This is a genomic window from Sphingopyxis sp. BSNA05, assembly GCF_013265645.1.
In the GTDB taxonomy this organism is placed as follows: Bacteria; Pseudomonadota; Alphaproteobacteria; order Sphingomonadales; family Sphingomonadaceae; genus Parasphingorhabdus.
In genome coordinates this window covers 1-16599 of record NZ_PYIA01000147.1, presented here as the reverse complement: position 1 = coordinate 16599, position 16599 = coordinate 1, and the positions used below count along the sequence as shown (strand labels likewise).

Here is a 16599-nt window from a genome sequence, read left to right as displayed (position 1 = left end):
GCTTCCGCATCCTCAAGTTCTGATTCAATGTCACGGACGAGTTGATTCAACGATACCGCCTGGTCTGACTCAGGCAGGTCACTTAGGCGATAGATCAAAAGATAGAGATTGTCGCACAAGGCTTCGAGCTGGTCTTCCGATGAAATCCGAACGGTGCTCCGTTCCCTGCCAGAGAGCGCCTTCACTTCAACGGCTGTATTTTGAAAGATAAAGTCCTGATGAGCACCTCCGGGCCACCCAAGCGTCCATGGCTGAAACCTGATCCAAATGCTCCGTGTACAGGGTACGAAGGAATGATAGCTCGCCGAACAGGCCTCGCACCTCTTCTGGCGACAAAAGACGTCCCTTCTTACCAGCTAGGAAAGCCTTCCAACGCTTGATGTGCGCCAAAGCCACCGCCAGAGCAGTTGGTGAATCCTGAACTGCCTTGAGGCTGGAGGCCATCGTTTCACAAAGGCCATGAAAAAGGTCGCTGTCGACTTGTCTCTCCAACGTGAGGACAAGGCCCTGCTCGGTTCCCTCACCGAATGATCTGAGATCAACGTCAATGCCATGGACCGAAGTCCCGTCTTGCTTAAACTGTGTAGAATGGTCGCCATCGAGTTCCACGATGAACAGGAAGTGCCCGGCTGCATCCCGGCCCCAGTAAAGCGGTATTGATCCGCAATCCGCTGCGCGGCGAACATTATAGTCCTGTTCGGGTACAGCGATTTTTGCCAAGGGCTCTCAATATTCATCAAAGTCGTCCTCCTCGTCAGGATCATCGACTTCGCTGCCAAGCATCTGCTCAAGCCAGACGGAATTGGCGACTACATTGACTGATTTGTCGTAATCTCCGCCAGGAAAGCTGATGCCGAAAGCAGGGACGCGATCTTCCGTTTCCTCCTTGCCCATGAGCTTCATCACATGGAGCATGAGAAGCGGCTTGTCCCTGATCTCACGATAATGGGTGTCCGACGGGCCTTTCGCTCCTTGGCCTTCGGCATTAGCAACGGCGAGAGCGCGTTGCTCATCTGAAAGCCCCAGTTTTTCGTCGCCTCTGCTCGCAACACGATATCCGGCAGTGAGCCACCCGTTGTCCTGCTTCCTGCTCTTTCGCTCTTGGAATCCGAGGCGAAAGTTTTGCTCGTCTTCGTCATTCTCGCCAATCGAGATCAACAGCACGTCTCCAAGCGGATGGTCGTTTGAAATCTGATGAAGATAGTCCAGCGCGGCAGATTTCTGGATTGCATATCCAGGGTGCGCTTCAAACTTGGTCAGGAATTCCTCAATGATCTCGACCGACACATTCTCAATGAACCAGCCCTTTCCAGAATCTTTTACGACCTTCCCGCCGAACCCATCTCTCCAATACTCCGAAATGAGCTTCTCATTCCGTGAATTGACATCTTTGTCTGATGGCAAACGATAGCTCTCCAACTGCTTCAAGCTGAAGTTTTGCTTTACCGTTATCTTTTCACCGCTACGCATCTTGTTAGCGGCCGTAATGAGCAGGCTGTCAGGGTGAGCCTTCACATACAATCCAAACTGCTTCGGGCTCAGACCATCGCGCCTCATCCGTTTAATCTGCTGCCGCAATTCTTCAGAGGCCTCAGCGATGTGTGCATACCAGTCGATGGAATCTGGTGAGAGATGCACCCGGCAAACATCCTCGTAGCCGGGGCGGTAGCCGAACCATCGACCCATCTGCATCAGGGTGTCATACATGCGTGTATTTCGATACATGTAGCTCACGGTAAGGCCTTCAATCGTAAGGCCTCGGGAGAGGCTCAGTCCGCCAACGGCAATGGCCGTCAGTCCATCTCCGCTTTTCTCGTACTTCTTGAAATCCAATGCCTCATCGGATTTGCTGTTTACAACAAAGAGCCGCAGGTTATCGAATACACTGAATAGGGCAGATTTGACCTCGTCCCACTCGAACCCACTGTCCGCAAATTCGTCGTTAAACACCTGTTTGAGCGACTGCATATATGCGTTCTTCGCAGAAACGGCTTCGGGCATGGCGTAATTGGCCTTTACAGCCTCCCGTAGCTTTTTCTCGTATACGCTGATCAGATCGCGAACGAGTTTCTGGACGTCTACAAATCGTGAGACATTCACCATCATGGAGCAGTGCTTGTTTGCGTGCCCCCTGAGATTCCTTATGGCACGAGCGACGATAAACTGATTTATCGCCCGATAGAGACTTGGCGGCAGCTCGAATACATCGTGGTCTTTTTTATGCGAGAACGGCAGATACTCTTCACAATCGACAATTGGTTCGACAATTTTTGAGCTTCGTATTTCATCGAGAAATACGACATTTGGGCCAAAATAAGTGTTTGGAGCGTCTAGGCTGTAAATGAAGTCGCGGGGGAACAACTCGTCATACACTTCTTCATCGTAGCCCTCAGGATTGATGAAGATATTTGCGAATGGTGTCGCAGTGTAGCCGACATAGCAGGATTTAGCGAACAGCCCCAAAATCCCTCGAATCATAGAGTTGGTTCGGGTTGGGTCGATCTCCGGCTTGTTAGTATTGATCGAAGCATTGTCCGCCTCATCGTCGATCATCAACATAGGAACATCAGATATCTTCCCATCGCCCTGGGCGTTCATCTCCTTCAGCCATTTGTGAAGGGCCGCTAGCGTGTGAACATTCTTCTTGATGACAATGACTATCGGCTTGGTGAAGTCATTAAGCTGCCAGCCGCTCTGATTGGCTGTCTTCTTGTTGAAATCATCATTGATTGTCGTCAGCGTGACCGGCCGAGAATAGTTTCCACTGAGCCCTACGCCTATCTTCACTCGATTTTCCGGGTCACTCGAAAGACCGATAAAGCCGGCGTCGATACGTTCCTGGGTCTGTTTTCGTAGATTATTGTGGATACCAGCGATAACGATGATGAACTTGTATCCTGCGTCTGCTGCTCTTGAGATTACCCCCATGTAGTTGGCGGTTTTACCAGACTGCACATGGCCAATAACAAGGCCGCGCCGGTCCCATGCTCCTTCGCTCTTCGGGTCTTGCAGGTGACCGAGAATCTTTGCTGATACATCACTAAGTGAATTGACAATATTGGGATGCCAGCCCTCGGACTTCAGATACTGCTCGTAGGCTTCTGCATATACCCAGTCGATGTCATCACGTTTAAAAACCCATTCATCATCGTGCTGGGCTTGCACATCGACGAGTGAAACCCCTGCCCCCATGCGGGTATCAATCGCGATCATCGCCTCGTTTACAACGGCTTTCAGGTCGCCCGAATAGCCACTGAGAGCAGCAAGACCATCTGCAAATTTCTCAATCTCCTCTCGAGTTGGGGCTCCGCCCTTCACAGCGAGACTGGAAATGAGAGAAGCAGTAAAGTTTTTCTCTTCTTGTATTGGATTTTGCGTCAACCCAGCGCCCCCTGATAAAATCTTCAATTACATCTTCGTTATTCTGGAATAGCTTAGTAGACTTTATCACATCTCTGAACTGGTCGGCATCAAAAGACTTTCCATCAAACAGCAGCTTCTTCATTGCCCCCAACCGGTCAACTACGTCTTCAATGTCGGGACGCGACTGCCTGACATCCTTTGGATTAGTCGAGAAATCTGAGTAAATCATCTCAACAGGCAGTGAGGAAGCAATTGCATCGATGAGGGACTCTAGCGATTTTTGACCGTCAACATCCAACTGTTCTGACAGAGACTGGATCAGAGGATGGTTCGAATTTAGGGTGTACCTTATTGCCCCCTTATCAGCATACCGCTCCCATATTGGCGCTTTGGTTTCTTCGAAGAGGCGTTTCCCTCTTCCGCGATGAACTGTGGTACTCCTGCCTGCGACGCGCTGAATGATTTGTCTCAGTCGCTCACGAACTTGATGTGGCGGACGAGCGCGGGATTTCTTGATGTCGATGGTCCAGCCTTCATCCAGGCTGTTCGGGAAATCGATCTGCACCCTTGCAAGCTTTGTAGCCTCACCTTTTGGCACCAATCGAAACCAGTCCCCCCAAGCCATCAGACGGCCATTGCGATATATGTACGCGCCTTGGTTTGAGAGGAATTCACTGCGATCCTGATAAAAATCGTACTCCTTTGCGGTCAGCTTACTGTGATGTGGAAGGATGTAGGGCTGCATATGCACCGAGCTTCCATCAATCCTGACGATTTCTTCGGGCAACACCTGTGTAGCCGGATTTCGGCGGCAGAATGGATCAAATGGTTCAACGGGATGGCCATTTACCGAAAGTGATATCTTCTTACGTCCGCGCACATCGCCTGAGAGGAAGCGATGAAAAACGAGTGCAAGATGCTTTCCGAGAATATCGAGCTTTTCGTTCACAATTTCGGCACGTTTCGCACCGGTCTCATCTTCGAAAAGACGATCAAGATTCCGCCACAGGACTAAAGTTCCATTGCCTTCAATGCGATCTGCAAAAGGCAGTTCTGCAATTTCCTCATCGTCGAGGATCGAGATTAGCCAATCGTCCTTTTGGTCGACGAGATCGAGATTCCATTCGGTGGCGCTGACCTCGCCTTGTTTGGAGCTTACCAAAGTCAATTGTCTGCATTGAGAGAATGACGCCGTTTTCAAACCAAGGCCGAATCTGCCTAAGTCATCTGGCGCTCTCTTTTCACCGGGATTTGCTGACCCGTGACGCATAGCGACCAGCATCTCATTGCCATTCATACCTCGGCCATCATCGATGATTGCCAAAGTGGGCTGTTGCGAAGAGATGTCGCAGAAAACCTGAATATTGATCGCACCGGCCGAGATGCTGTTATCAATGAGATCAGCAACTGCCGTCTCTAGGGAATATCCGAGATCCCGCATGGAAGCGGACAAACACGCAGCACTAGGAGGTAGTGGGTACTCTTTCGCCATCAGCATACCTCCCGCAGATGATTTTGCAGACGTGTGACAACCCGCTCAGCATCCTCTTTGAGTTCACATTCCCACACTGTGTGGACGTGCCAGCCAGACGCTTCCAACTCTTCTGATTTCGCAGCGTCACGAACTACCGTTGCTTCAAATTTTTCGGCCCAGAAGTCGGGGCGCGTCTTCGGCATTGTGGCATAAGGGCAATCTTGGTGGCGGTGCCAGAAACAACCATGCACAAACACCGCTGTCCTGTATTTGGGAAGGACAATGTCGGGGCGCCCAGGTAGGTCGGGATGATGAAGACGAAAGCGGAGACCGCTTGCGTGCAGTAATGAACGCAGTGTCAATTCTGGCTTTGTGTCCTTGCCGCGAATTCGAGACATATTTCGGCTTCGTTGCGCCGGGGTCAAAACATCTACCATCTAGGAGTCCTCCATGCGGTCGAGGACATCAGCGACTATCTCGCCAATCTGATTGGCCAGATAAGGAGGAACAGCATTACCGACTTGGTGATATTGCTGCGTCCTTGGTCCCTCAAAATGGTAGTTGTCCGGGAAGGTCTGCAATCGGGCGGCCTCGCGAACTGTCAAGCTTCTGCACTGCCTCGGATCATAATGGATAAAGTAGTGGCCATCCTTAGATATGTGGGATGTAACGGTCGTCGAGACACGGTCTGCAACCTGGACTCTAAAACGATCAGAGAACATCTTACCAGCTCGACCTGCTTCCACATTGCGGTGATTGGGAAGAAGCGCCTCCGGGAAATCGATTAGCTTTGGAGAAACACCGGTCTGCTCAGCGAATAGGGATGCAAAAAGTATCGTTGAAGGTCGGTGCGCATATGTGACCGTGCTTCGTGGCAGGTAATAATTGGCAGTTCTTTGTCGCCGAACCACTGTGACATGGCGCGGGGCCGCGTGCAGACGTTAGAAGAACGACTGGCTGGCAGCGCGGCAGCAGCCTTTTTTGAAAACCTTGAAATTCCTTTTCCGTTGACCGCTCTGCTTAGCCACTCGGTGCCCCAAATTTCAGCAATGGCATCAGACCAAGACTTAAAGCTATCAGGCTCTTTTGAAATGCCGCTCCTGATTGCCGGAAGGTCATCAATCACATCTTGAACTGACGGAGACGATTGCTTTTTCAGAATATTAGGTTCGATATCAATATCAGAGCGAACGCCTACAATGAACATCCGATGTCGAGCCTGTGGCACACCATGCTCTTCAGCTCGAACAATAAACGAATTTGGTGATGCGCCCTCAATCAGCTCTCCGCGCTCCGTGAGTGAAAAGAGGCGGTAGCTAAGACCATTACCGCATTCTGTGGTGGCGGCCTTCGGTCGAGAAAGGTCGCTAAGAATTCGACCAATAACAGGTTTTCCGCCGACTTTGGCAGACAGAAGGCCTTTCACATTCTCCATGACAAAATGGGGGGCTGATGGTCAGTTATGATCTTGAGATACTCACGATAAAGAAAGTGTTTCTCGTCCTGCTCGAAGTTTGGATCGTGGGCTCGGCGTGACCGACCTACAAGTGAATAGGCTTGGCAAGGAGGGCCTCCGACCAGAACCCATTTCTTGTGGCCGCGAAGCCTTTTCGTAATCAGTGACTTTACATGGTCATGATTTGCTTCACCCAATGAAAGTTTGAGTGCAGACTGCTCAGCGGCCTCCCACTCATAGGGGAATTTTTGCCTCAAGTCTTCTCTTGTCAGATTCCCGGCCAGGTAATCATAGTACTCGCTTGGCAGAACATCACCGAACTCTCGCACAAAGTGTCGAAGGTGAAGCGTTCTATGGGCTGACTCGTCACGCTCAATAGCAGCGAGTGATTTGAAGGCTGGCCTTTTGCCCCTTTTTACAGAAGCGAAACCCTCCCCCAGGCCTCCCGGTCCCGCAAAAAGGTCGATCACTGGGTAGTATGGAACATTCATGATTCAGCGAGAAGCCTTCCGGGTCTTTGCATCAATCCATTCTTCGATGTCTGAGCGACGAAACCGCCAACTCCCGCCAACCTTGAAGCCGGGAAGTTCGCCCCTTGCCACAAGGTCGTAGGCGGTCTTTTCTTTAATTTTCAGAAATGTAGCTATCTCTTGGATCGTCAGAATTTCGTCGTCCATAAGCTGCTACCTTCGTTTGCAGATGTAAATTTACGGCAAAATCGAGGAATTTCCAATAATTTTCAGAAAAAACTGGAAAATAAGGAAGTCTGCCAAGGCTGGCCATAATGGTCGGTAACCAGTCAGTCTGGCTGGTTCCGTCCAGTTTTCCGGTTCGAGTTGCGGTGCAGAAGTCTTCAGAAACAACAATCTGGAGGCTTTGGCCATGGGCTTCGTACGCACCCTTATCCTGTCGCTCTATGCGATGCTGACCCTTTCTTGGAAACTTCTGCCGATTGTTGGCGCACTGGCTGGCTATGCCCTTTTCGCGCCACCCGCGTGGCTAGGCGGGATCATGGCCGCTGTGCTTGGCCTTGCTGGCTATCTCGCAAAAACACGGCTTCGGCCGTCTTCTACAAGCCTGACACCCATGGTTCAGCTCGCTTCGCGGGGCTGGCGGATGCTCGAATGGGTAAACTGCTGACAGGCAAAGGCCTTATTCTGGGCCGAAAGAATGGCCGAATGTTGCGCTACCGAGGTGAAGGCCACCTGCTGACTTTTGCACCAACGCGAAGCGGTAAGGGTGTCGGCTGTGTCATTCCCAATTTGCTTGATTACCCCGGTTCGGTGGTTGTGACGGACATCAAGGGTGAGAACAGCGACATTGCCCGCGCCTACCGCGCAACCCTAGGGCCAGTTTACGAGCTTGCACCACTCGGCGGCGCAAAAGCTAACCTCGCGACGCTCAACCCGCTCGATTTCATCCGCATCACAACTGCCTATGAGGTCGATGACGCACGTCTCATCGCCGAAATGCTGGTGGTGCCCGAACACGCCCAGCAGAACCACTGGGAACGCGAAGCGCGAACACTAATCACCGGCCTGCTCCTCTATATCCGGCATCATTGGGACTTGCTGGAGCAAAACCTCGGCACGCTGCGCGACCTGCTGATGCAGGACAGCGAGGAATTCGAACTGCTGCTGGCGAAGATGGCAATGAGCCATCAGGAAAACGTCGCCCGCATCGCGCGCGGGTTTGGTCAGAAAGAACCGAAGGAACGGTCGGCGGTGATCTCGACGGCACAAGGGGCGACCGAACTATTCGAGAGTCCTGAACTACGGGCAGCAACGGGACGCTCATCCTTCAGCTTTGAGAGCCTGAAGGATGATGTGGGTTCAGTGTTCATTATCGTGCCCCCAGAGTATCTGGAAACCTACCGCCCATTCCTGCGGTTGATGGCTGGCCTGGCCACCGTGGCCATGACACGGAATATGGCCAAGCCTGCTCAGCCGGTGCTGTTCATGCTCGATGAGCTGCCAGCGCTTGGGTATATGCGTCCTATCGAGGAAGGCATTGGCTATTTGGCCGGATATGGCGCTAAGCTGTGGTTGTTCGTGCAGGATTTGGATCAGCTCCAGAAGACCTATCCGAAAGCGCGCTCAATGATCGCCAACTGCGCGGTGCGGCAGGCCTTCAATGTGCAAGACCCCGAAACCGCCAAGCTGTTGTCGGATATGCTCGGCACGGCGACGGTTCGAATGCGCTCGGAAGGGCAAAGCTCGTCCCTACCGTTCAACCTCGTCGCTGGCTCTTTCCACTCAGGGGCTTTTGAAGGTGCGCGCCAGCTGATGACCACCGGTGAAATTCTGACGATGGAAGCCAAGGATCAACTGGTGTTCGTTCAAGGCCTCCCAGCCTTTCGCGCCCGCAAAATCCGCTACTTTGATTGGTGGGAGCATCGCCTGAAAAAGCGCGCCGCGCAGTCTTGAATTGTCCGCGAGCTGCTTCAGGCCGCTAGCGACCTCATCGATCCAGATAATCAAGCCCCTGGGTGCGATTATAGTCCCGGTCGCGCTCGCGTTCCCGCTTCCGCTCCATGTAGGTACGACGGGCGCGGAGCAATTCCATTTTGCGATCTTCAGCAAGGTTGCTGGCAAGGATGGCTTTGTCAGTCGCGCGGGTCAGTGCCTTGGCGCGGCGCATAGCCTTCTCCCTCATGATTTCCCGCAGCTCAAACGGCACATCAGCGCGCAATCGCAGCATGGCGAAGTCATTCAGCGCAATCCGCAAGGCACGGCGGTTGGCCTCGATACGGTCGCGATGATGCCCAAGCTTGAGTTGCTGCTCCTGCCAGCGACGGCGTTTCAAATGTAGCTTTCGGAAGGCACGCTTCGCATTCCCTCGCGCCTCGGTGTCTACCCCTAAGTATCGTGCCCCGTTCATCCGACCAAGCAGGTTGGCGTTTTTCTTCACCATGCGCTCGGCGTCGGCGACGCCAAAGGTCTGTTCCAGCTTCAACCAGCGTTCCGCGGCCTTTTCCGGGTTGCGGAATATGTCGAACAAGGACTGGTTGAATTGAGCTTCTGAAGCCATTTCGCGGGCTTCGTAGTTCGGCAACGTCTTCTTCAGCCAGCCGCGATCACGCTCAAGCCGCGAGATGCGACGCTCACCTGCCCTGTAAACTGTTTCAACCCCTGCCCAATAACGATAATCATAGTCTGCGGCATCAAGCTCCAGAACAGGATCACCCTTCTTACGGTCAACTGCCAACTTGGCATCGTGATAGCGTTTAGCCGCGCGCTGTTCGGCAGGCGTCATGTTCTCGTAGCCTGGGATCTGCGCCTCCGGCGCGTCATCCCGTGCGAGGTCTTTCATGCGCTCGGCCATGAACACATCAAACCGCTCACCAAAGCGATCCTCTAGCTCCGCCAGCCTTACGCTCTTGCCCATCTGCGAGAGCTTGGCGAAGCGCTCGCCCTTGGCGAGTACAAGCCCCTGACCTTTGCGTTGCAGGAAGACACCCTGCGCCCCCAGCCGTGCGGTAAGGTCATGCCAGTCCTTTGCATTGTAGAAGTGGCCCTGCACCTTTTCGCGCAGGGCTTTGACCTCATCCTTGCCCATGGCAATCTGAGGTTCTCGTTCTTCGCGTTTGGCCTGCCAATATTCACCCTCGGTTGGCGCATCGAGGCTTTCGACCAAATCGAAGTCGTCCACCTTCTCCAGCTCGCGAATGCGTTCCTTGTCGCGCGGGATGTTGAGCTCACGCTCTCGGGCAATTTCTCTGCAAAGCTCCGTCAGCCTGCGCCCATCATTGTGACGGTCGAAAGCTTTGCCGGTGGTGGAATGCACCCTGTTTATCAGGAAGTGCATGTGGGGATGCTTGGTGTCCTTGTGGGCATAGACAAGCATCTGATGCTCGGTCAGCCCCATGCGCTCGATGGCCTCGCCCGCAATTTCGCGCAGCACTTCTGGCGGTAGCTTGCCCCGTCGCGCATCCTTCGGATCAAAGGACAGGACGAAATGATAGACAGGCCTCTTGCAGCGAAGGTTCTGCGCGGCGGTCGCTTCCATGATGGTGGCAGCGGCCAAGGGATCGGTCGTCTCAAGGTTTCTGGCCTCCATCCACGCCACGCGATCGGTGGACAGCCCCTTGGTTCGACCTGCCAGATACAACGCCGATGACTTAAACGCGGCAGGCTGCTTTGATGGAATCTTGAACCGCATCCTTGTCCCTACCCGCCAGTCTCTTGACCGCCCTCGCCCAGCGCTTCTTCCAACGGTGCCAGGGCAAGCTTCAAACCTTGGATGGCCCACTTGCGATCTTCGGGGTCAAGGTCAGCACCTGAGTTGGCGCGGCGGGCAAGCCCATTGATGGCATGGCCAGCACCGTTGAGCGGTTCGAGTTGTTCCTCGATCAGGCTGATGAGGTCATTTCGACCAAGCAGCCTTTCCACCATGTGACCGCCAACATACCGCGCCATTTTCAGGTAGCGCTCTTCACCGGTTGCATCGTGAAGCTGGCGGAAGTTCGTGGCGATGGATGTCAGCTCATAGAGGAGCTTTTCGAACACCAGATTGGTCACGGGTTTAGAGCGCGGTCGCTTGTCCAGAATGGTAGTGCGGGCATAGGGTCCAGCAAGCATTCCAGCATCGCGCGCCATAGCCTCGACACGAGCATATTCATCGGCCGTCAGCCGCACGCTCAACACGCGGGTGCGCTGATCTTCTGGAGCCTTTCTTGGTCGCGCCATGGGGCTACCTCCAATGCCGTTTCACAAGGTGCCTGGGCAGCCCTTCAAAGCCCGCTGCAAGCGCAAGATGATAAGCTCGGCTTGAGATCCACCGCAGGTGTGGTCGAATGCCATAAGAGCCTTTTCGCCAGAAAACCCGAGACCGTAAGGGCTAAAGGGTTTTCGTATGCGAAAATACATCTTGCCGTCAGCGTGAGCTGCAAAGCACCTCCCTGCTGTATGAAAAATAGCAGAAACGACAACGCTATAAGCCGCTGAAACACTCTATAATACGCATACAAAAACAGCAAGGGACAACAAAGATCAACAAGCGCCAGCACCCAACAGAGCACCACAACACCGTCAGGCGAAATTCCTAGGCAACGCCTGACACCCCTGAAAATGCCGCCAAAACCGTCGCGCGGCGAGCGAAATGGAAGCATAAAAAACTGACACGGTGGGGGTTGTAAGTGTGTTGGCCGATTACCACACCTTAGCCATCAGCGCCATCTTCTGAACCGTTTACTGGCGAGGCTTTTGCCTCCTTCCAGCGCTGACTCTTTCACCTTTAACATTATCAGGGAACCGCCCCGGAAACGGGTGCGGCTGAACCGCTATGTCTGACGACCAGCTCTCGGACGCCGATAAGGCGTACCTTCTCGAATGCGAAAACCTCGCAAAGCAGATTGCATCCATGGCCTTAATTGACGCTTTCAAACGTAGTGACGTGCCAAAGGATGAATTACTCGAAGATGCCTTTCTTGGTGAAGGGCGCATTCGAGAAATCTATGAAGGCAAGGCGAACAACATCACCTTGGTCGAATTGGTGCGACTGTCTATTGCACTCGGTATGGTCGTGGACCTCGACTTCGAGTCATTGCCATCACGCTCCTAACGAAAAACCGCCCCCAGCAATGGGGGCGGTTTTTCATCCCCCGATGTCCAACTCCTTGGAACGCCCGCGCTCAATTTCACGCTGCAAGTCTCTGCTTTGGTGCACCACCCGTAGAATGTGAACACGCCCGTCACGCAGACTATAAAGGATGTGGTGTTTCCCAGTGACAACTGTCCTTACACCACCTCGAAGGTCATCTCTGGCCTGACCCATCCGAGGCTGTAAAGCGATGGTCTTTATCAGGGTTTCGATTTTGGAAAGATAGCGCGCCTTTTGTGCCTCGCCCCACTGCTCAGCGGTTTCCTGTCCAATTCGTCGCAGGTCACTGCGGGCTGGCGATTCAATCTTTGGAGCCGGAGGTTTCGCCACGTGGCTTCCTTAGTCATCTTCCTTGAGCAACTCCTCCATAGTCGTAAACTCTATGGATTCCCCTCGTTCATAGGATTCGTCGGCTTCTCGAACCATATCCCGCAACACCTTCAGCCGTGCTTCGTCTTCTCGGTCGTATTCGACAAGGACTTCAAGCGCCATACGAACGACATCGTCCGGCGTCTTGTAGAGCCGTGAGTCTACCTTTCTCTGAACAATTTTTGCCAAGTCTGGCGGCAAAGTAATCTGCAATTTTTCACCCTTTCGTATTTTCAGAATTATATCACAAAGGCCACTCTCGCGGCAGAAAATTGAGGCACGTTGGCGCACAAAAATACCGCCGCCAATGTTGGCGACGGTATCGTTTGGCGGATCATTAGCGCTTCCAGATCAGCAGGTGCTGGCCGTCACGCTCGACGAGGTTGGCGTAAACCGGGGCGGTGAAGCTCGGGTCGTCAAGGCGGACTGAGAGATAGGCGTTGCCGCTCTTGCTCTTGCGCTTCCAAGCGCCGCCGATCTCGATGCCGTCATCAGCGATCACTCGGAAGTCGGGAGCCTTGCCCTTGGTGTTGTCTGCGGGGCTCAGCGTCAGCTTCGATTTCAGAGCCAGCGTGTGGATTTCGCCGATGTAGCCGGTCTCGGTTTGGTGAAAGTTGCGATGGTGGTCATGGTATGTGTCTCCTGTTTTGCTTAGGAAGCCCGCGACCGTCGCGGGCCTTTCCATGGCCAAAATGAGAGACCGTCTCAGCCGGGCGCTGCACCCGCAGGGCCGAAACGCAGTGGAGGACGGCAAGCGGCCTGTTTATTGTTTCGCGAGGAATGGCACCAAAACATTGAAGGGGCCAGGGGATGAAACTGGCAAGCGCGCCGTTGCGGCGATTGGCGACGGGATCAATGACTGGCCATGTGAGGAAAGGCAGCGATGGAATGCGGCCAGGACAAAACGCCCCTGAGAGACACCCCTGCACCGTCGGTCGATCTGAAAGCTCAGTGACGGCCATCGAGCGAAACCGCGATTGCTTCGATCCCGACATGACGCCCCGCATTCCGCCAAAGGCAATCAAGCCTCGCGCTGATAGTCGATATCAGAACGGATCAGAGATTGGTGCTGAGTGCCCTAGCGAGCGCAACACCATCGGATCGCGCCGACTGCCAAGAGCCTTGCCCTTGCTCGTCTCCACCCTGCCCCATGTGACGGATCGCCTGTCGCAGATATGCGATAGCCCCCAGCCCCGCCAACCCCGTCCCGCTTGCCCATTCGGACGGCGGAGGGGTTCCCCGCTGACTGCGTCATCGGTGGCAGGACTGAGTAGCTATCCCTGTTTCTTTGCGAGCGACCGCCACGGCGGAGGTTGCAGCAACGAACGAAAGGGTAAGCTCATGCCAATCCTCGGCACTTTCCTCAAAGACGGTGATTGCCTGACTGGCATTATTCGCACTTCAACCACTCAGGCGCGCCTGACCTTTGCGCCTGACAGCGAGGGCATTCTTATTGTCAGCATTGACGGCCAGCCGGTCGGCCATGCCGAGCCTCGCCCCAGCGGCGATGGCATCACTTGCTTCGTCGTCTACCTGCATCCCGACATCCTGCCGGATGCACCATTCGCTGCACTGGTTGCCAAAGGCTGCATCTTCATCCTGACCATGCGCCGCTAACCTCACCAGCAAAAGAAAAGCCCTCCCAATTGGGTAGGCCTTGCCCGCGAGTTCATCCACAAAACTAGAATCGCATATCAAATATAAATAGCTATGTAATATTTATACTTGAACTTCTCCAAATTAGGACAATAATTATTATACGTAATAAATTAAAAGGGTTGCCGAAATGGAATACGACCAACAAATGACGATGGCAGAGATTGCCGAATATGAGGCTGGTGCAGATGGCGGCCAGTCACCAGATGGCCTTAACCTAGGGCAAGTAAACGGTCATCATGTTCAGCTTTTTAAGGATGGGTCGCTGCTCACTTACCAGACAAAACCAGGAATAGTTGATGACTTTGTCTTAGTGAAAGACGACTCAACGCCAGAGGTTCCAGAAGGGCACTACCTCGTTGAGATGGATATAACTGTTCGAGATCCTCTCGAAGATGACCGCGTCCATGACCATCTAAACGAGGGGACAGTCTATGAACGTGTTCAATTGATGGAACATGAGATGCCAGAGGAAGGGAAGTACCATTATATCTGTAAGGACGTTTGCGCTAACGATACCGTAATAGCAGCGAACTCACCTGAACAAATTGCTAAGCTAATTTTGAGACATGACAGAACACATCGCCCACCGGAGGGTCAGGCGCGCAGTGCAGACCTATGGTTTGATGACAATAAAACTGTTGATCAGGAGACGTCAGATTTGCGCTCAAAATTGATCGACTCAAGATCAGATGAGGAGGTCTCTCAACACTTTTCAGAACTGAGAGCTGAGAAAGTTGAAGCCCTCGCCCGTTCAATCGAGGATGCTCGGGAATTCATAGCGAACGGTGGAGACCCAGCTCACTTGGTGCCATTAGATCAAAACCTACAATGAGTGACCACATTGCTAAGTCGCGTGGCGCCAACAACGCGGAGATTGAGGCGCAAGTTGGTCCGCGGGATGAGATACGTCCAGATCGTGACAACACCCTTGATCGAGAACGATAGATTTCTGCCAAACGAAAAGGCGCTCTGATTGTGAGCGCCTTTTTTCTTGCCTCATGCCGCTAGACTCAATGGCAAACAAAAAGCCCTCTCATTCCTGAGAGGGCTTTCCTGCGCCGGAGCGCTACCACCACGACGAGTAGAACACCGTCTTGCCTTCCTCGATCGCCGCACGAGCTTGGCGACGAAGGCCAGATCGTCGTCGGACTCGGTGCCGTCGCTAGCTCCGAAGAAGAAGCCGCTGGTGGGCGGCAGATTTCCGGCTTCAATGTCGATCTCAAGCTGATGGATATCATCAGCGCTGAGCGCGACCGACACGCAGTTGAAGGTGTCTTCCTTACCGCCCTTCTCGCGGTAAAGGCGCTCCATCCAGCCGTGCAGGTTGGGGTGCTTGCGCCAGTAATGAAGCTGGCTGGCATCATCCGGTCCGCTGAAGTCCACGGGCGGTTGTGGTTTCTCGTCGGTGGTCAAGGCATACATATCGAGGCCCATTGTCGTCTCTCCTTTTGGTTGATTGTTGCTGTCCCGAAGGACGCCAACCAAAAGGCGGGCGTCTGAAGCCGCGGCTGTCCTGAGCAACACGGGCCATAGGCAAGCTCTGTTTGTCATGGCTAGCGCGGGCCGCTCATGGACAGCAAGGTGCCGCCTGCCAAAAAGGCGTTCATGGTGAGGGACGGCAGCAATCTCGGAGAGACGGCCATTTGGGCCACTCTGCCCTCCGCCACCAAAGGCAGCAGCAGCCGTGACCCTGACCGAGATGATGCTATTGCCACATACGGGCCGCCAGCGTCCTTTCCCCTGGTCCCATGACATCGGCGTAGATGGCGGTGGTGCTGATCTGGGCGTGCCCCAGCCAGCGCTGGACGAGGTTAAGCGGCACACCTGCCGAAACTGCCGCAACGCCAAAGCCATGCCGCAAGCCACGGGGCGTTGCCCGTGCGCCAGAGACAATTTCAGCCTCGGCCATGACGGCCTTGATATGCCGCCAGGCGGAGGTTCTATTCATCCCCCACAGGCGCACGCCGCGCCCCTGATCATCCCTGCCCCAGAGAGATGGCAGAAAATGAATGCGCGTCAGGTCGGCCATCAACTCGTTCGGCACGGGCACAGCCCTATAGTGCCCGCTGCGGCGTTTCTTCAGGCTTTCAAAGATGATGACCTTATCGGCGGCATCGACCCTATCGGCCGTGAGCGCCAGCGCTTCCGATACGCGGCAGCCGGTTAGCGCCATCACGGCGCATAAGGTACGCACCTTCGGGATCGGATGCGCGGCGGCGGCTGTAAGAAACGCTTCACGCTCTTGTTGGTTGAGATACTTGCGCTGGCCATCGCCAGCGTAGAGTTGCCATGACATAAGTTTATCCTCCTTCCGTTGTTTGCACAAACAACGGAAGACGCCGCCGCTGACGCATAGGCGACGAGGTTTACCTCACTGATTTTGCACAGACTTTGGCTTGTAGGACTCCCTGAAACAGAATTACTAATTCTGTTTCAGGTTAAAGCTCGCACAATTTCAATTACTTAGTCGCTTTGTCAGGAGGCTTTCCACTATGGCTTGTGCCGCACAACATAAAAATATGCCTATATTTGTTAAATATTTGACAGAATTAGTAATTCTGTTCAATGATTATAGGATATAATTCATATGAACGCCTATGCTGGGGAACTATATCGTTGAAACGACGCGCCATTACATTCAGCCTTATTGCAGCAGCCGTGGCTGCATCACTGTGGG

The 16599-nt window shown here is 53.7% G+C and carries 19 protein-coding genes and 1 pseudogene; 5 read left to right on the top strand and 15 right to left on the bottom strand.

Annotated elements, in window-relative coordinates:
* The 8 genes and pseudogenes from C8024_RS17505 to C8024_RS17480 all read right to left on the bottom strand — a co-directional run.
* Nucleotides 1-720 (bottom strand): annotated as a pseudogene (locus tag C8024_RS17505) (PD-(D/E)XK motif protein); the annotation flags it as partial.
* Between the two features lie 6 nt (nucleotides 721-726).
* The gene (locus C8024_RS17500) at nucleotides 727-3402 is read right to left on the bottom strand and encodes a Z1 domain-containing protein (RefSeq protein ID WP_367947419.1); all 2676 of its coding nucleotides are present in this window, start codon (nucleotides 3400-3402) and stop codon (nucleotides 727-729) included.
* The gene (locus tag C8024_RS17495; protein WP_173207505.1) at nucleotides 3284-4855 is read right to left on the bottom strand and encodes an ATP-binding protein; all 1572 of its coding nucleotides are present in this window, start codon (nucleotides 4853-4855) and stop codon (nucleotides 3284-3286) included. The genes C8024_RS17500 and C8024_RS17495 overlap by 119 nt, the downstream gene beginning before the upstream one ends.
* Complete coding sequence (locus C8024_RS17490) at nucleotides 4855-5274, bottom strand: very short patch repair endonuclease (protein WP_173207503.1); 420 nt, start codon at nucleotides 5272-5274, stop codon at nucleotides 4855-4857. The genes C8024_RS17495 and C8024_RS17490 overlap by 1 nt, the downstream gene beginning before the upstream one ends.
* Nucleotides 5275-5559 (bottom strand): DNA cytosine methyltransferase, encoded by a 285-nt coding sequence (locus C8024_RS20505; RefSeq protein WP_217272285.1) that lies wholly within the window; start codon nucleotides 5557-5559, stop codon nucleotides 5275-5277.
* Nucleotides 5560-5621: 62 nt separating this feature from the next.
* Nucleotides 5622-6263, bottom strand: a complete 642-nt coding sequence (locus C8024_RS23805; protein WP_217272284.1) for a DNA cytosine methyltransferase — start codon at nucleotides 6261-6263, stop codon at nucleotides 5622-5624.
* Complete coding sequence (locus tag C8024_RS23800; protein ID WP_217272283.1) at nucleotides 6260-6784, bottom strand: DNA cytosine methyltransferase; 525 nt, start codon at nucleotides 6782-6784, stop codon at nucleotides 6260-6262. The genes C8024_RS23805 and C8024_RS23800 overlap by 4 nt, the downstream gene beginning before the upstream one ends.
* Nucleotides 6785-6787: 3 nt before the next feature.
* Entirely contained in the window at nucleotides 6788-6970 is a 183-nt protein-coding gene (locus tag C8024_RS17480) for a helix-turn-helix domain-containing protein (protein ID WP_173207501.1), read from the bottom strand.
* Between the two features lie 205 nt (nucleotides 6971-7175).
* Between C8024_RS17480 and C8024_RS17475 the strand changes: the two genes are divergently transcribed.
* Together C8024_RS17475 and C8024_RS17470 are read left to right on the top strand one after the other, a co-directional pair.
* On the top strand, nucleotides 7176-7433 hold the full coding sequence (locus C8024_RS17475; protein WP_173207500.1) for a hypothetical protein: 258 nt from the start codon (nucleotides 7176-7178) through the stop codon (nucleotides 7431-7433).
* On the top strand, nucleotides 7418-8719 hold the full coding sequence (locus C8024_RS17470; RefSeq protein WP_173207498.1) for a type IV secretory system conjugative DNA transfer family protein: 1302 nt from the start codon (nucleotides 7418-7420) through the stop codon (nucleotides 8717-8719). Before C8024_RS17475 ends, C8024_RS17470 begins: the two co-directional genes overlap by 16 nt.
* 34 nt (nucleotides 8720-8753) lie before the next feature.
* Here C8024_RS17470 and C8024_RS17465 read toward each other — a convergent pair whose 3' ends face one another.
* Nucleotides 8754-10454 carry a relaxase/mobilization nuclease domain-containing protein gene (locus tag C8024_RS17465; RefSeq protein ID WP_173207496.1) on the bottom strand — a complete coding sequence of 567 codons (1701 nt, stop codon included), beginning with the start codon at nucleotides 10452-10454 and terminating at the stop codon, nucleotides 8754-8756.
* Nucleotides 10455-10462: 8 nt separating this feature from the next.
* Nucleotides 10463-10981, bottom strand: coding sequence for a hypothetical protein (locus C8024_RS17460; RefSeq protein WP_173207494.1), 519 nt, complete (start codon nucleotides 10979-10981; stop codon nucleotides 10463-10465).
* Between the two features lie 595 nt (nucleotides 10982-11576).
* Between C8024_RS17460 and C8024_RS17455 the strand changes: the two genes are divergently transcribed.
* Nucleotides 11577-11855 (top strand): hypothetical protein, encoded by a 279-nt coding sequence (locus C8024_RS17455; RefSeq protein ID WP_173207492.1) that lies wholly within the window; start codon nucleotides 11577-11579, stop codon nucleotides 11853-11855.
* A gap of 33 nt (nucleotides 11856-11888) precedes the next feature.
* On the opposite strand, the gene C8024_RS23795 is transcribed toward C8024_RS17455, so the two are convergent.
* The 3 genes from C8024_RS23795 to C8024_RS17440 all read right to left on the bottom strand — a co-directional run bounded on the left by C8024_RS23795 (nucleotide 11889) and on the right by C8024_RS17440 (nucleotide 12948).
* Nucleotides 11889-12224 (bottom strand): type II toxin-antitoxin system RelE/ParE family toxin, encoded by a 336-nt coding sequence (locus C8024_RS23795; protein WP_173207489.1) that lies wholly within the window; start codon nucleotides 12222-12224, stop codon nucleotides 11889-11891.
* A gap of 9 nt (nucleotides 12225-12233) precedes the next feature.
* Nucleotides 12234-12476 (bottom strand): type II toxin-antitoxin system ParD family antitoxin, encoded by a 243-nt coding sequence (locus C8024_RS17445; protein ID WP_217272282.1) that lies wholly within the window; start codon nucleotides 12474-12476, stop codon nucleotides 12234-12236.
* Between the two features lie 124 nt (nucleotides 12477-12600).
* Nucleotides 12601-12948 (bottom strand): DUF736 domain-containing protein, encoded by a 348-nt coding sequence (locus C8024_RS17440; RefSeq protein WP_217272287.1) that lies wholly within the window; start codon nucleotides 12946-12948, stop codon nucleotides 12601-12603.
* 656 nt (nucleotides 12949-13604) lie between these two features.
* On the opposite strand from C8024_RS17440, the gene C8024_RS17435 reads away from it, so the two are divergent.
* Both C8024_RS17435 and C8024_RS17430 read left to right on the top strand, forming a co-directional pair.
* Nucleotides 13605-13880: a hypothetical protein gene (locus C8024_RS17435; RefSeq protein ID WP_173207483.1), complete on the top strand. Its 276-nt coding sequence runs from the start codon at nucleotides 13605-13607 to the stop codon at nucleotides 13878-13880.
* Nucleotides 13881-14049: 169 nt separating this feature from the next.
* Nucleotides 14050-14754: a hypothetical protein gene (locus tag C8024_RS17430; protein WP_173207480.1), complete on the top strand. Its 705-nt coding sequence runs from the start codon at nucleotides 14050-14052 to the stop codon at nucleotides 14752-14754.
* A 164-nt stretch (nucleotides 14755-14918) separates the two neighbouring features.
* Here the strand turns inward: C8024_RS17430 and C8024_RS17425 are convergent, their stop codons facing one another.
* Together C8024_RS17425 and C8024_RS17420 are read right to left on the bottom strand one after the other, a co-directional pair.
* Nucleotides 14919-15356, bottom strand: a complete 438-nt coding sequence (locus C8024_RS17425) for a hypothetical protein (RefSeq protein WP_217272281.1) — start codon at nucleotides 15354-15356, stop codon at nucleotides 14919-14921.
* A gap of 271 nt (nucleotides 15357-15627) precedes the next feature.
* Nucleotides 15628-16218 carry a site-specific integrase gene (locus C8024_RS17420; RefSeq protein ID WP_173207477.1) on the bottom strand — a complete coding sequence of 197 codons (591 nt, stop codon included), beginning with the start codon at nucleotides 16216-16218 and terminating at the stop codon, nucleotides 15628-15630.
* Nucleotides 16219-16599: the final 381 nt, after the last annotated feature.